At 44.1% G+C, this 13,152-nt stretch carries 11 protein-coding genes; 3 read left to right on the top strand and 8 right to left on the bottom strand.

The features are described from left to right. Positions 1-83 precede the first annotated feature (83 nt). Complete coding sequence (serS, locus tag MR764_RS17050; protein ID WP_247980655.1) at positions 84-1,358, top strand: serine--tRNA ligase; 1,275 nt, start codon at positions 84-86, stop codon at positions 1,356-1,358. A gap of 130 nt (positions 1,359-1,488) precedes the next feature. Continuing rightward, positions 1,489-2,346, top strand: coding sequence for a CHAD domain-containing protein (locus MR764_RS17055; protein ID WP_247980656.1), 858 nt, complete (start codon positions 1,489-1,491; stop codon positions 2,344-2,346). Between the two features lie 9 nt (positions 2,347-2,355). On the opposite strand, the gene MR764_RS17060 is transcribed toward MR764_RS17055, so the two are convergent. Beyond that, the gene (locus tag MR764_RS17060) at positions 2,356-4,572 is read right to left on the bottom strand and encodes a DUF4838 domain-containing protein (RefSeq protein WP_247980657.1); all 2,217 of its coding nucleotides are present in this window, start codon (positions 4,570-4,572) and stop codon (positions 2,356-2,358) included. 36 nt (positions 4,573-4,608) lie between these two features. After that, the gene (gene folK / locus MR764_RS17065; protein ID WP_247980658.1) at positions 4,609-5,124 is read right to left on the bottom strand and encodes a 2-amino-4-hydroxy-6-hydroxymethyldihydropteridine diphosphokinase; all 516 of its coding nucleotides are present in this window, start codon (positions 5,122-5,124) and stop codon (positions 4,609-4,611) included. 184 nt (positions 5,125-5,308) lie between these two features. Between folK and sppA the strand changes: the two genes are divergently transcribed. Continuing rightward, positions 5,309-7,093, top strand: a complete 1,785-nt coding sequence (gene sppA, locus MR764_RS17070) for a signal peptide peptidase SppA (protein WP_247980659.1) — start codon at positions 5,309-5,311, stop codon at positions 7,091-7,093. A 106-nt stretch (positions 7,094-7,199) separates the two neighbouring features. On the opposite strand, the gene MR764_RS17075 is transcribed toward sppA, so the two are convergent. From MR764_RS17075 to MR764_RS17100, 6 genes are all read right to left on the bottom strand, one after another. After that, positions 7,200-7,925, bottom strand: coding sequence for a DUF6261 family protein (locus tag MR764_RS17075; RefSeq protein WP_247980660.1), 726 nt, complete (start codon positions 7,923-7,925; stop codon positions 7,200-7,202). A 565-nt stretch (positions 7,926-8,490) separates the two neighbouring features. Further along, positions 8,491-9,045, bottom strand: a complete 555-nt coding sequence (locus tag MR764_RS17080) for a transposase (protein ID WP_247980661.1) — start codon at positions 9,043-9,045, stop codon at positions 8,491-8,493. A 95-nt stretch (positions 9,046-9,140) separates the two neighbouring features. Then, positions 9,141-9,596 carry a hypothetical protein gene (locus MR764_RS17085; RefSeq protein ID WP_247980662.1) on the bottom strand — a complete coding sequence of 152 codons (456 nt, stop codon included), beginning with the start codon at positions 9,594-9,596 and terminating at the stop codon, positions 9,141-9,143. Between the two features lie 274 nt (positions 9,597-9,870). Further along, positions 9,871-11,082, bottom strand: a complete 1,212-nt coding sequence (locus MR764_RS17090) for a T9SS type A sorting domain-containing protein (protein ID WP_247980663.1) — start codon at positions 11,080-11,082, stop codon at positions 9,871-9,873. Positions 11,083-11,267: 185 nt separating this feature from the next. Then, on the bottom strand, positions 11,268-12,332 hold the full coding sequence (locus MR764_RS17095; RefSeq protein ID WP_247980664.1) for a M6 family metalloprotease domain-containing protein: 1,065 nt from the start codon (positions 12,330-12,332) through the stop codon (positions 11,268-11,270). Further along, the gene (locus tag MR764_RS17100) at positions 12,320-12,724 is read right to left on the bottom strand and encodes a hypothetical protein (RefSeq protein ID WP_247980665.1); all 405 of its coding nucleotides are present in this window, start codon (positions 12,722-12,724) and stop codon (positions 12,320-12,322) included. Before MR764_RS17100 ends, MR764_RS17095 begins: the two co-directional genes overlap by 13 nt. Positions 12,725-13,152 lie beyond the last annotated feature (428 nt).

A 13,152-nucleotide genomic window follows, 5' to 3' on the forward strand; every position in this document is an offset into this window, starting at 1 on the left:
AACTTAATCTGATTTTACGATTGTAATTGCAATGTTCTGCCGCAACATTTATTAAATTTGCGCTTCAATAAAAACAGATTGACATGCTCAACTTAAAATTTATTCAGGACAATCCGGAGCTCGTTGTTGAGAAACTCAAACGGAAGAATTTTGATGCTTCTGAGATTGTTGCCCAGATCATTGAATTATATCAGCAAAAAAATAAACTGCAGGGTCAGGCCGATCAGGCAAAAGCCGAAATGAACAAAATATCGAAGGAAATTGGTATGATGTTCAAAGAAGGCAAGCACGAAGAAGCCAACGCAGCCAAAGAACGCACTTCGGAACTCAAGGAAAACATCAAACAATACGATACCGATTTTGCATCCATTGAGGACAAAGTGTACCAATTGCAGGTGCAGTTGCCCAATATGCCCAGCGACCTTGTTCCGGCCGGGAAAGGTGCCGACGACAACGAAATTGTAAAAACCGGTGGCGAAAAACCTGCCTTGCAGGCCGAAGCTTTACCTCACTGGGAACTCGCAGCCAAATACAACCTGATTGATTTTGAATTGGGAGTTAAACTTACCGGTGCAGGTTTTCCTGTGTATCGTGGAAAAGGTGCGCAGCTGCAGCGTGCACTCATCAATTTCTTTTTGGCAGAAGCCACTAAAGCCGGTTACGAAGAAATTCAGCCTCCGTTGATGGTGAACGAAGATTCAGGTTTTGGAACCGGTCAGTTGCCCGACAAAGAAGGACAGATGTACCACGTTACCGAAGATAATCTTTACCTGATTCCGACGGCCGAAGTTCCGGTAACCAACATTTACCGCGATGTGATTCTGGATGCCAAAGATCTTCCGTATAAAAATACAGCTTACAGCGCGTGTTTCCGTCGCGAAGCCGGTTCGTACGGAAAAGACGTGCGCGGCTTGAACCGTTTGCACCAGTTTGATAAAGTGGAAATCGTTCAGATTGCTCACCCCGATAAATCATACGAAACGCTCGACCAGATGGTAGCGCATGTGGAAGGTCTGGTTCAGAAGTTAGGTTTGCCTTACCGTATTCTTCGTTTGTGCGGAGGCGACATGAGTTTTACATCGGCGCTTACCTATGATTTTGAAGTATACTCGGCCGCCCAGGAAAAATGGCTGGAAGTGAGTTCGGTTTCCAACTTCGAAGCTTTTCAGGCCAACCGCTTGAAATTGCGTTACCGCGAAGATGGTGTGAAAAAGCCGCAGATTGCGCATACGCTTAACGGAAGTGCGCTGGCATTGCCGCGTATTGTAGCTGCTTTGCTCGAAAATAACCAGACGCCCGAAGGAATTAAAATCCCGGAAGCACTGGTTCCGTTTACCGGGTTCGAAATGATTAATTAATAGAGATAAATTATTCACCCCTTGACTTCAAGTCAGGTGGTGAATATGAATAATATTACCGAAAGCTGTCGTTTGTGACAGCTTTTTTTGTATCTATACATTCATTCTAAACGCCTGAAAAGCAAATGTTATGGAAGAGGCCCACAAGAAAGAACTCATAGCGGCAATTCAAACCCAGTTGCAACGGGTGAAGGAACTGTGCGAAGCAGACGACGTACCACCGGAAATAAAGGTGCATGAAATACGAAAATCGTTTAAACGCCAAAGTGCCCTGCTTAAGCTATTTCCTGCCGAGCTTCAGCCTGACGTAGACAACTTCCGAAAGCCACTACGAATTATTGCGCGGCGGCTCACTTTAGGGCGTGAGTCAACTGTAAACCTGCAACTGCTCGATCGCCTTGTCGCTGAAACAGGCGGGCTCGACGAAAGTTCGAATGCCATACTCAAAGCAAAACTTATCCAGACCAACGAAGAGAGCCTCGACGAATTGATTGCGAAGGAGAAGGTGCTGGTTGACATTCTTCGCCTGATGAACGACGGACAGGAAACGCTGCTTCCTTTAGTGACTTCCGCCGATTATTCCGTTTTTGTTTTTGATGAACTTCGAGCTACTTTTCAGAAAAGTAAAGATTGGTACCGGTTTATCGCGTCGGGTTACGATGCTGAACTCTATCATAACCTGCGAAAACAGATGAAAACGCTGTGGTACCAATCAGAGATCGAAGCGCCGGGACAAACCGAAGTGCCGGGAACCGTGCTCGAAAAACTTCATTACATTACCGATCAGCTCGGCGACGATCACGACTGGTACATCTTTATCAAGGAGATCAGCCGCGAGATGTATGCCCTGAGCATCGACGACATCCGTAAAATGAAACAACTGGTTCGTGATGCCCAGGATCTGAACTTACTTTCGCTTAATCAAAACCTGGCCGACTTTTTTAGCCTGTCGGGAGAAGAATACATTGAATTGCTCCGTCAACTTTAAGAATTTTCTTTAATTGACCGTTACTTCATCGGCAAAAATCCAGACCGGCAACCCTGCTGCATTGTGCCAGGCCGGTGCCTTGGCGACATTCTTTGCCTTTATTTTGATGTACCGGGCTGTCGCCGGATGATTTTGCACTTCAAACAATTCAATGTCGTTTCTTTTGCTTTCCGGTGAAATCGGATGTTGCGTTGAAACGGTTTCCAGCGGAGTATATTTCGTACCGTCCTCAGAAATCGAAAAGGCCACTTGCTCCGGGAAAAACACAATGTGGTTGGTCACCTGGAGAAAGGCGATGGAGACGTAACTGAATTCCTTAATTTCGCCTAAATCGATCACGGCTTCCAGGTCGTTCCCTTCGAAACCCAGCCAGTTGGCGTAGAAACTGGTTCCGCCAAAAGCTCCGTCGGTTAGTACCTGCGGATCTTCGTCCGCGTATTTTTTAGGCTGGGTCAGCAATTGCACTTTCGCGGCGCGGGCCAGGTTCTTTTGCCCAGCGCGTTTCAGAAGCGTTTGATAAGCCCCGAGGTATTCATCTACCGTATAACCCATTTCGTTCATCAGGGCGATGTTTTCATCCCGGCAACTTTGCTCGAAACGCTGAAGATGCTGGCTCAGCGCTTGGCTTATTTGACCATCATCGAGCAAGCGAAATTTCTCCGACATTCCGTTTCTTGCCATTTCCAGCGATGCGTAATCGGTACTTATACGGGCAGCTCTCACGCGCTTTAAAACTTCCGGTTTGGACGCGACGGCCTCTTCTGCCTGGTCGAAAAGGGTGTTGTATTCCTGCAGTAATTCCGGTTTCAGAAAAGAAGTAAAAGCCTGTGCCGGATCGCCATACAGGTAAAGGAAAAAGTCAGGTTGTTTGGCTAGTTCCTCGTGTATCCGCTTGACGTATTTTTCAACAAAAGGTCCTGCTTCTTCGTAATAACCGTTGGTAAATTCGGTGATTAGTTCATCGGTTTCCAAATCGGGGTTCCAAAGCAATTTGGCAGTTAACCACGAACGTAATTCAAACAGCTCGCTGGGATTGTGACTGTGTTGTTCAAAAATCCAGGTGGCGTTGTTATCTCTGAAAAAGCGGATATTGGGCTGCAAAGTCATGATGTTGGGGAAAGGAGCCAGGAAATTGGTGAATTGCGTGGTGTAATCCCAGATACGGATGTTTTCGGTGAGCGCTTTCCAGCCCACCAGGTCTTCGGCAAAATCGGTGCATTTTTCTTCGATGGGCGCACTGCGGTCGCACTCAATCGAACAAAGGGTAATAAGAACATTGTCGAGCGGCTTGGTTTTGCAAGGTTTTCGCGTGTGCTGATAGGCCAGTGTCGAAATGGTTTTATCGGGAAACTCTTTGGCAACCGCATTTACAAAACGGATCATCGAACCACTGGGCGATCCTTCCTCTGCGTCTGTTTGGCTGCAGGCTTCACATTGGCAATACTGGGTATTGTCGTCCTGGCTAACCGAAACAACCTGCTGGTCGGGATATCTTTCAAACCAGGTTCGCACCGAATCGATCACCATGTTCAGCACTTCCTTGTTGCTGAGGCACAATTGTGTTTGTTTGCGTATGCCGTCGCGCAGCGCAAAATATTCGGGGTGGCTGTGAAAAAACTTTTCTCCGGGAACCAGACGATGAAAAGTGTGTACCCTTGCAACCGGCACATAATTGGGAAAGGCATCATGACTGACCTTTAGCTTATCCGCAAAATCAGGATTTTCATAAAACAGCCGCGAATGTACCGTTCGTGTCGTAATGTTGGGCGTGTAAATATAGTTCAGTCCTTTGGGAACGGAGAGGGTGTAAGCTGTCGGCACTTTTTCCACAGCAGGAGAAAACCACTGGCAAGCCAGTTCATTTTCGAGGAAGGCATAAACGGCATACAGCGTGCTTTGCTCGTCGGCACCCGAAAGAACCAGATTTTTACCCTCAAAAAAATAAGAGATGGTATGGGGCGCCAGGTGGGTATCGTTTTGAATACGGATGACAGGTTTCTCGGTATCGGCATTTTCCCCTGAGGTAATGGGAAGTTTTGCTGAAGAAATCTGCAGCAGGTATTTTTGAAGTTCTCCGGCGGCTTTTTCAAGTGTGGCCTCCGCGTTTTCAGGAAGTTTTATTTCGTAATGGCTTTGCCCGTTTTTAACGATTGTTACTTCGTTTTTCCGGGTGCACGAGAAGAGAACGATGAGCAGGGCGGCAACAAGGGAAAGCGATTTGTTCATAGTGGTATGGTTTAAATTTACAAAACGAATCCGGGTTTAAGAGGGGGGAGCAGGCGGAAGATCAACTTTGCGGATAATCGATTTATCGTGACAATTCTCGAGCAAAGTAAGGTGGTCCATCCGTAAAAGCGGGTGTTTGAAATGAGGAGCAATTTCCACCAGCGGAACCAGCACAAAGAGGCGGTGTTGGATACGCGGATGAGGCACGGTCAGCGATTTGGTTTCAAAATAGGTATCGTCGAAATACAAAATATCGATGTCCATGGGGCGCGAAGTATAACGCTCTTCGCTGTCCAACGCGGGTTTGCGGCCAAACATCTCTTCAATTTCCTTGATTCTCCAAAGCAATTCTTCGGCTTCCAGAATGGTTTTGATTTCTACCACCTGGTTCCAGAAATTATCGTCGGAGGAAAATCCCCAGGGGGGCGTTTCATACACCGACGAGGCCTGTTGGATCGGCCCAAGTATCTTGGTGATGTGCCGATGAACAAGGATGAAATTTTCTTCCTTATTGCCGATATTTCCTCCCAAACCCAGAAAAACCTTGTGCATAGAATTATATCTTTGTAATGATGCAGAAAAAACCTTACCAATAGTGCAACAGTCAATACCTAAACAAAAATAGAAAACAGCCGTGAGATTGCCGAAATTGTTGCTGATAATATACGGAACAAGCGTGATAATCTTCATAGACAATTGGCTGAACAGAGTTTGAATAACAAACAATTATAATAGTATGAAACAATTTTTTAAGTATGTGCTGGCCACCATCGTTGGATTTTTTGCCGTTTCCCTGATCGGAATTTTTCTGATGGTGATTGTGTTTAGCGCTTTGGTAGCTTCTACCGAAAAACAGGTAAGCGTGGCAGATAATTCAATGTTGGTGATCGACTTGACCCGGCAGGTGGTGGATCGCGCTACCAACGACCCGTTTGAAGACCTTGATTTGCCCACCATGTTCAATACCGCAAAAACCATTGGGCTCGACAATATAACCGAGGCGCTGCAAAATGCAGTTGACGACGACCGAATCAAAGGGGTTTACCTCGATTTGGCAGTGATTAACGGAGGGATGGCTTCGGTAGAGGAAATCCGCAATGCCTTGATTGCCTTTAAAGACAGCTGCGACAAACCGGTTTACGCCTGTGCCGACAAAGGTATTCTGGGGCAAAAAGCTTACTATCTGGCAACGGTGGCCGATAAAATTGTAGTGCATCCCGAAGTATCGGTTGATTTTCGCGGACTGGGTGGCGAAATGATGTTTTATACCCACGCCCTCAAAAAAATCGGAATCGAAATGCAGGTGGTGCGCCACGGTAAATTTAAAGCTGCGGTGGAACCTTTTATGCTCGACAAAATGAGTGAGGAAAACCGCGAACAACAACTTACTTACATGGGCAGCCTGTGGAATCACATGTTAAAGGGAATTTCAGAAAAGCGTGGCCTTTCGGTGGAAGAGCTGAATAAACTGGCCGACGAGGTACAGACCTTCAGCAAAGGAAGGGTAGCCGTTGAAAAAGGACTGGTGGATGCCGCCCTATACAAAGACGAAGTGCTCGACGATTTGCGCGAAATAACCGGCACCGAAGGTACCGAAGGGGTTCCGGTGATTGGTGTGAAAGATTATGTGAAAGCTCCTTCTGCCGGAAAAGGGAAAAAATACAGCCGGAATAAAATTGCAGTGATTTATGCCAGTGGCGAGATAGGTGTTTCGCTTAGCGGCGACGAAGCCATCGAAGGCGATAAACTGGGCCGCGAGATCCGTAAAGTGCGCCAGGACAGTAGCTACAAAGCCATTGTGCTGCGTGTGGATTCTCCCGGGGGAGCCGTGTTTGATTCCGAAACCATTTGGCGCGAAGTAAAACTGGCCGCCGAAGAAAAGACCATGGTGGTGTCGTTTGGCGATTTGGCCGCTTCGGGTGGTTACTACATTTCGTGTGCTGCCGATAAAATTGTGGCCAGCCCGAATACCATTACCGGATCGATCGGAATTTTTGGTACCATCCCGAATTTTGGTGAGTTGCTCAACGATAAACTGGGCATTACCACCGATGTGGTAAAAACCAACGAGAATTCGGACCTGCTCACACTTACCCGCCCGATGACTCCTTACGAACGCCAAATGATGCAAAATACCATTGAAGAAGGTTACGCTACCTTTATTTCGCATGTGGCTGAAGGTCGTCGTATGACAAAAGAAGCTGTAGATTCGATTGGACAGGGACGTGTATGGAGTGGCGAAAATGCAATGGAGATCGGATTGATCGACCAGTTTGGCGGTTTACAGGATGCCATTAAACTGGCAGCAGAAATGGAAGGCCTCGATAACTACCGCACAGTTTCGTTGCCAACACAGGTAAGCCCGCTCGAAGAAATGCTCAAAATGGGCGGAGGCAGTGTTCGCGCCCGTATCCTGAAAAACGAACTGGGCGACAAATACCGTTACTACGAATATTTCAAAAAAGCGACCGGCATGAATGGCGTAATGGCCCGTATGCCTTACGATATTTATTTGAATTAAGCGGATTTCCGGAATTCAAAAGAGCCGTTCTTTACTTGAAGGAACGGCTCTTTTCTTTTCGATCTTTTCCAAAGTTTCAAACTTTGGAAAAGGTTAGCGAGAGGTACTAAACCTCTTCCGGCTCATCCTTTTTATTGCGGCCCTTGCGTTGTTCCACAATGGTATTGTATTTCTCAACGCGTTTGTTCAGCTCTTTTATAAAACCTTCGTAGGTTTCGGGGCCGTTTACCAGCGCCAGTGCATCAATCAGGCGGGTAATATCGTCGTAGGTGGCATCGAGCTGTTTACGGGCATCTTTCATTTTTAAAGGATTTTTTGTGGCTTCCTCGGTGTAGCGTTCGTCGAGCAGGGCTTCAAAAGCGGTGTTCCGGGCCTTCAGTTCGCTTACCCAGTCGGCAATGTCCAGCGTGGCTACATCGGCTGCATGCTGGTTTTCGAGATCGCTCACCAGTGATTTCAGGGCAGCCGTTTCTTCGTTATAACCTTTGTTTGAAATATCTCCAAAACTGTCGAGTAAAACGCTGGTGCGACGGGCAGCTTCGGCCACTGCAGGGTTAAAATGTTTTTCGGCTCCTTTTACCGTGTCTTTTAACCCGCTAAACAGCAAATCACGCTGTGTGTCGGCATCGGCAATGGGGCCTGTGAGTAGGCTTTTCTGCAAGAGGTCGAGCACCTCTCCCTCGGCGGCAAAAGCAGCTTCGTAAGCCGGGTAAAACCGCTGAATACCCAGCGCCTCGGCAGTAAACCTGAGTACCAGGTCGTTTGTTTCGTTGTGAAAACTGTAGTGTTCTTCGTTGCGCAAACGGCTCAAGTCAATTTTTTGAATTTCCATGATGTGTTGTTTTTGTTTGATTAACCAAATAACTCCTCGTGGCTTGCCACGGGGGGCCTTATATTCTCCCCTGAAATTCAGGGGAGATGTCATCTGTCAACTGACGGATGACAGAGGGGTTAAATAAAGAAAATTCGGGTTTCGGCTTTTTTCTGAAATAAAGTTGACGTAACCTGCCTGCCGGTAGGCAGGTACTCCCTGGTTTGCTTCGGAGATAGTCAATTTTAAGAATTTTCTTTATTATTAGTTGAGTTATATAGTACAGTCTTTAGCAGACTGTTTGTTTTTTTTGGGATTGATCATTTTTGGGAAGCCCCGAAAGGCTGCCCGCGATCCGTTTCTATGTTTCGGAAGTTCCCGAAAGCCCGAACCGGGGTAAAAACAGCTGAGCCGGAAGCTCCGAAAGTGTCAACTTTGGCCGGGGCTGGGTTTCGGACATTCCCGAAAGCTTGTTCCTCTGCGGATTCTGCTTTTCGGAACGTTCCGACAGCTTATTTTCGGTTCAATTCTCATTTTCGGAACGTTCCGGCGGCCCCTTGCTGCCGCACGATTGCATCGTGTGGTATTATTTTACAACAATAACATCCTCTAAAATACCTTTCTCGCCGGCATAATCTGCAGCGCTGCTATACCGATAATCTTCGGCCCTGAAAACCAGCCCTTCCTCTAGCGGGTTTTGATGGATGTAGTTTATTTTTTCGTCGATTACCTTATTACCCCAAAGCTCTATCGGCTTATTATCGTGTCGCCAGAATTGATATCCCTTTACGTTGGAAGCTTTATTGCCTGCTTCTGAAAACCGGTTCAACAAAAAGTCCTTCCTGCTTTCCTGAGGATTACTGGCAATGGCTTTGACCACGGCTTTGCTGCTGAACCGTTTAAAATCGCCAAGTAACAGTTCTGGCTTTTGTTCGCTGGCGCTGCGAAAGATCAGATGCATGTGATTACTCATAATGCACCACGCAAAAATTTCCATTCCTTTTTTGAGTTGACAATAACGCAAACTGTCAATCAAAATGGCTTTGTATTCATTCCTGGTAAAAACATCTAACCATTCAACAACGGCGAAGCTTACAAAATATACACCTTCAGGATTATGAAATTTGTAATTGCGACTCATTTTAGCAGGATGCAATGTTTTAGAATTACTATAAGTCAGGAATCTTTTTCAAACCACGCGATGCAATCGCGCGGGAGCGGGGGTTATCGTATTTTTCATTTGGTGTCTTTTTTCAATTTCATATATTTTTGACTTTCATAATATAATTTTAACTCATCTTCTTTTACTTCAAATTCATATATCTTGATTATTAGACTTAAAAATTGTTGTCCCCATTCTGTATCTCCTCCAATTAAAGTTTTCATGCCATGAGTTGAGAATATAATTTTACGTTCTTCATCAACAACATATTTTGCATCTTCTACCATATTTGATACAGAATAAGCGACCATCCTACCATTATCGAATATCACATAGGAAGATTTTGGTTCAGAGTTAGGCTCGGATGTAAATTCATTAGTTGAATCATCACCAAAACCTATAAGTATCCATTTTCCGTTTAATACCGACTGAGAAACATCTTCTTTTTCACAGCCTGCTCCCAGAAAAAGCACACCAAGTGGCAGCAAGAGTAGCATAAGCGTAAATCGTTTTAATTTTTTTGATTTCATTTTTCATGTATTTAGTAAGTAATTAGTACAAAGTACATTTTCGTATCCATGGTAACGGCAGTTACCTTGTAATAGAGAAGAGAGGTTTGTTCTACACACTTAGCAGGTTGGAACTGCTTAGCGCATCATTTCAGGTTTTAATTCCTGGCTGTGCTACGGGGCGTTTTTCATGGGAGGTAGTTTTAGTTTGCTTGATTAACAGATGTTTGAAAATAATAAAAGGTTGCGTGCTCGGCAATATATTTTCGATTTATTTCAAAGGGTGAATCCCTGTTTACTTCTTCACCACCAGTTTCGCGGTAAGCATCTCATCCTTGTATTTTACGCGTACCATATAAACTCCTTCTTTCCAGCTTTGGGTATTAATGGTGGCGCTGCTGCCTTTCAACTTCTGTTTTTTCATTTTCAGGCTTTGCATGCTATCGTACACTTCGAGATCCCATTCTGCAGTTTCGTCGAAGGCTGTTTCGACAGAGGCCGATTTTAATAAATTCTCTTCTGGATTGCCTTGTTCAACGCTAATGGTGGTTTCTCCTACCGTTGGGTTGGGGCTAAATGCCAGGTAATAACCATAACAAGTAGCAGTAGTGAACTGTAGGGAAGGAGCGCTGTAATTTCCCCAACCACACGTATTTTTTGCTTTGACCTTCACATTCACATACCCGTTCACACTCCCGTAGGGTTTACTGATCTGCACATCCTGCATTGGTATCGCCGGATAGAGCTCCATTGGGTGCTGGATTACCTGCCAATAATTAGAGCCATCATCAAAAACGCTCCATGAATACTCCTGAATACTTCCTGTTGCATCCCAACTAACTTTTCCGTCGTTGGGCATATCTTCGCATAAGACCATTGATCCGGGGTAATTAGGCCCGATGTTAATAAAATCGATGTAAGCAGGGTCAGGAGTGCCTACCCAAACATTTTTACGGGGTAAAGTAATATTTCCGCAACCGGTAGTAATAGTTGGCTGAACCCACCCTTCTCCGGAACCATTAGCCGTAAAAGTTCCTGTTGGGTTTTCAGTTAGGTTACTTGACTCGTTCCAGAAAACAGTAGTTCCTGGAGGCGGATTGTTGATCGTAAATGCAGCACCTGAGCATACAGTGGAGGGACCAGAGATAGGATTGTACCCCATAAAGTCAAACCGAATATTGTTTCCTGATTCAACAATATTTTCTATTGGTTTATTGGTATTTACTACTGGGGAATATGTTCGAGAGTTTGGTGTTGTATTGTCTCCGAATGACGAATTGCACGAACTCCCAGGAAATAAATCACCATCATCACCTCTATTGGTATTATTATCTAAATCAAGGTTACCATCAGCTTCTTCCAAATCAACTCCCTTTAAATTTTCATCGGCATTAACATCATTAGCATCGATATGTGATGTTGTAGTTTTTGTAGTGTTAATATGCCAAATGGCCAACCCCGCACCATCTAATCCAACATCGAAACCAACAAGTTGCCTGTTTTCCAACAAAAAATATTCATTTGCATGTGGTGTATTAACTCTATAAATAATGTTGTTCTCGGCACAATTAGGCATAGATATCGTGCCCGGAGAAGACAATAAAACCGGAGATGAATAATTTAAGAACACTTTACTCCATGCCGATAAATTTGCCGGATAGAAACCTAGGTCGTTCCAACCACCGGTTCCCATTAGCCCCCAATCCCCAATACCTCAGAGTCTCCATTACTTATATTGGTATCATATAAATCAGGTAAGCCCAAAAGGTGTCCGAATTCATGACAAACTGTGCCGATTGTGGCTATGTAACTTCCAAAGTTAAATCTTAACTCCGGGACTATGGCATAGTCTTTTATTGTTACCCCATCATAAGTTCGTTGGTCACTACTACTAAGTGTACCCTGTTTTGCCCATATCGTATTATCGCCACCACCTGCTTCTTCTCCATATCCTGCATGTACAATAATTACCCCGTCAACATAACCGTCATTGTCATTGTCAAACTCAGAAAAATCTACACCGCCGTTTTCTGCGGCATCAATTGCTTCCTTAGCCAATTCTCTGTGATTAACATCGCGTATTTCATCTTCATCGTTATTCCCTCCATAATAGGCTAAACTGTCAGATGCGTGATACCATCCATGGATTGTACTGTTTACGGTTAAATTGCCATAAGAACTTTCTAACCAGAAATCCTTAAAGCTTCCGCTTCCGCCATAATTTGTTTGATTCATAAGGTTGGTAAAATTACCTGATGAAATTTGAAATGATAGATCAGCAAAATCAATAAGAAGTACCAATAACTTTCTCGTTCCGGTCACCGGAAAGTCAGCTACTGAGTATGAATTGGAGCTACTCACATATCTTTTTGAAGATTTTAGTTTAACAGCCTCATTGTATTTTGTACACCTTGAACTAAGCAAATTCATCTCCTCTCCGTTCCTATCTTTTTTGTTCTTTGCTAAAATTCCCGTAGATGTTCTCTTTCCCAGGTTATCAATGATGGCATACTCAAGTTTTCCATCTTTATTTTCAACCAGTGGATATCCATCAGTTGTAATAGTTATCGAAGAAAGCTCATCTCCCCTAATAAAGCATTTAAGGAAATAATTTTTCTGCTGTTCTCTCATTATCGTATCAGGATATGCAGGGCAGTTTAGAACACTTTGTGCGGTAGCTTGCGCAGAAAACAGGCTGAAGCAAACCAACAGAAAAACATACCATATTTTTAATGAACTACCTATTATTTTTCCCATAATGTTTCAATTTTTTGAGCGTTATTAAAAAAGGTTGAACAACTATCTAAACCGGGAGCTTGATTCCCTCCACAAGTATATTTTTTAGTTCCATCACAGTTGAGAATTGATGTGCCAGGATAGTCATAAACTGAACTAAGTTTAATTGTAGTTACAATATAGTCTGCATCATCAAGACGATACAGGTCAATTATAGCAGAAGTTATCTCGGAATTGGTTTGCAATGCGTTCTTCTTTGATTTTAACCAATCAAGATTGACAAATGGATTTTCTATTCCGCAAACTGGAATGGTATTTTCTTCTTTTTCATCACAGCCTGTTTCCAGCAATACCACAAAAAGCGGCAACAGGAGAAGAAAGGTTGCTAATAATCTTAATTTTTTCGATTTCATGTTTAAAGAATTTAGTAGTGAGTAATAAGTACAAAGTACTTTTTCGTATTCCGGGTTACCGTGGTTGCTGGGTAGTAGAGTATTGAGGTTCGGTTCTACGCGTTTAGTAGTTTGGAACTGCAACGCATCATTTCAGGTTTTAATTTCTGACTGTGCTACGGGTCGTTTTTCATGGTTGGTAGTTTTTGTTTGCTTGATTAACAGATGTTTAAAAATAATAAAAGGTTGCGTGGCGGGCAATATGTTTTGCAGCAGTGGGAGAAAAGCAGGCGAAAGGATTTGCGGGAGCGGGGGCAAGAGGAGAAACGTTTCGGATGATAGTATCTGACGATTTTTAATAAGAAACATGGAATAAGGAATAAGAAATCATGAAATATTGGCCCGCATTATTTCGTTTTCCACACTTTTTTATTCGTTGTTCCTTATTA

Source organism: Maribellus sp. YY47, from assembly GCF_023111095.1.
Classification (GTDB): domain Bacteria; phylum Bacteroidota; class Bacteroidia; order Bacteroidales; family Prolixibacteraceae; genus Draconibacterium.

Excerpts from the sequence above, each read along its gene's own strand:
- serS (WP_247980655.1), top strand. The coding sequence starts at position 84 with ATGCTCAACTTAAAATTTATTCAGGACAATCCGGAGCTCGTTGTTGAG.
- MR764_RS17055 (WP_247980656.1), top strand. The coding sequence starts at position 1,489 with ATGGAAGAGGCCCACAAGAAAGAACTCATAGCGGCAATTCAAACCCAG.
- MR764_RS17060 (WP_247980657.1), bottom strand. The coding sequence starts at position 4,572 with ATGAACAAATCGCTTTCCCTTGTTGCCGCCCTGCTCATCGTTCTCTTC.
- folK (WP_247980658.1), bottom strand. The coding sequence starts at position 5,124 with ATGCACAAGGTTTTTCTGGGTTTGGGAGGAAATATCGGCAATAAGGAA.
- sppA (WP_247980659.1), top strand. The coding sequence starts at position 5,309 with ATGAAACAATTTTTTAAGTATGTGCTGGCCACCATCGTTGGATTTTTT.
- MR764_RS17075 (WP_247980660.1), bottom strand. The coding sequence starts at position 7,925 with ATGGAAATTCAAAAAATTGACTTGAGCCGTTTGCGCAACGAAGAACAC.
- MR764_RS17080 (WP_247980661.1), bottom strand. The coding sequence starts at position 9,045 with ATGAGTCGCAATTACAAATTTCATAATCCTGAAGGTGTATATTTTGTA.
- MR764_RS17085 (WP_247980662.1), bottom strand. The coding sequence starts at position 9,596 with ATGAAATCAAAAAAATTAAAACGATTTACGCTTATGCTACTCTTGCTG.
- MR764_RS17095 (WP_247980664.1), bottom strand. The coding sequence starts at position 12,332 with ATGGGAAAAATAATAGGTAGTTCATTAAAAATATGGTATGTTTTTCTG.
- MR764_RS17100 (WP_247980665.1), bottom strand. The coding sequence starts at position 12,724 with ATGAAATCGAAAAAATTAAGATTATTAGCAACCTTTCTTCTCCTGTTG.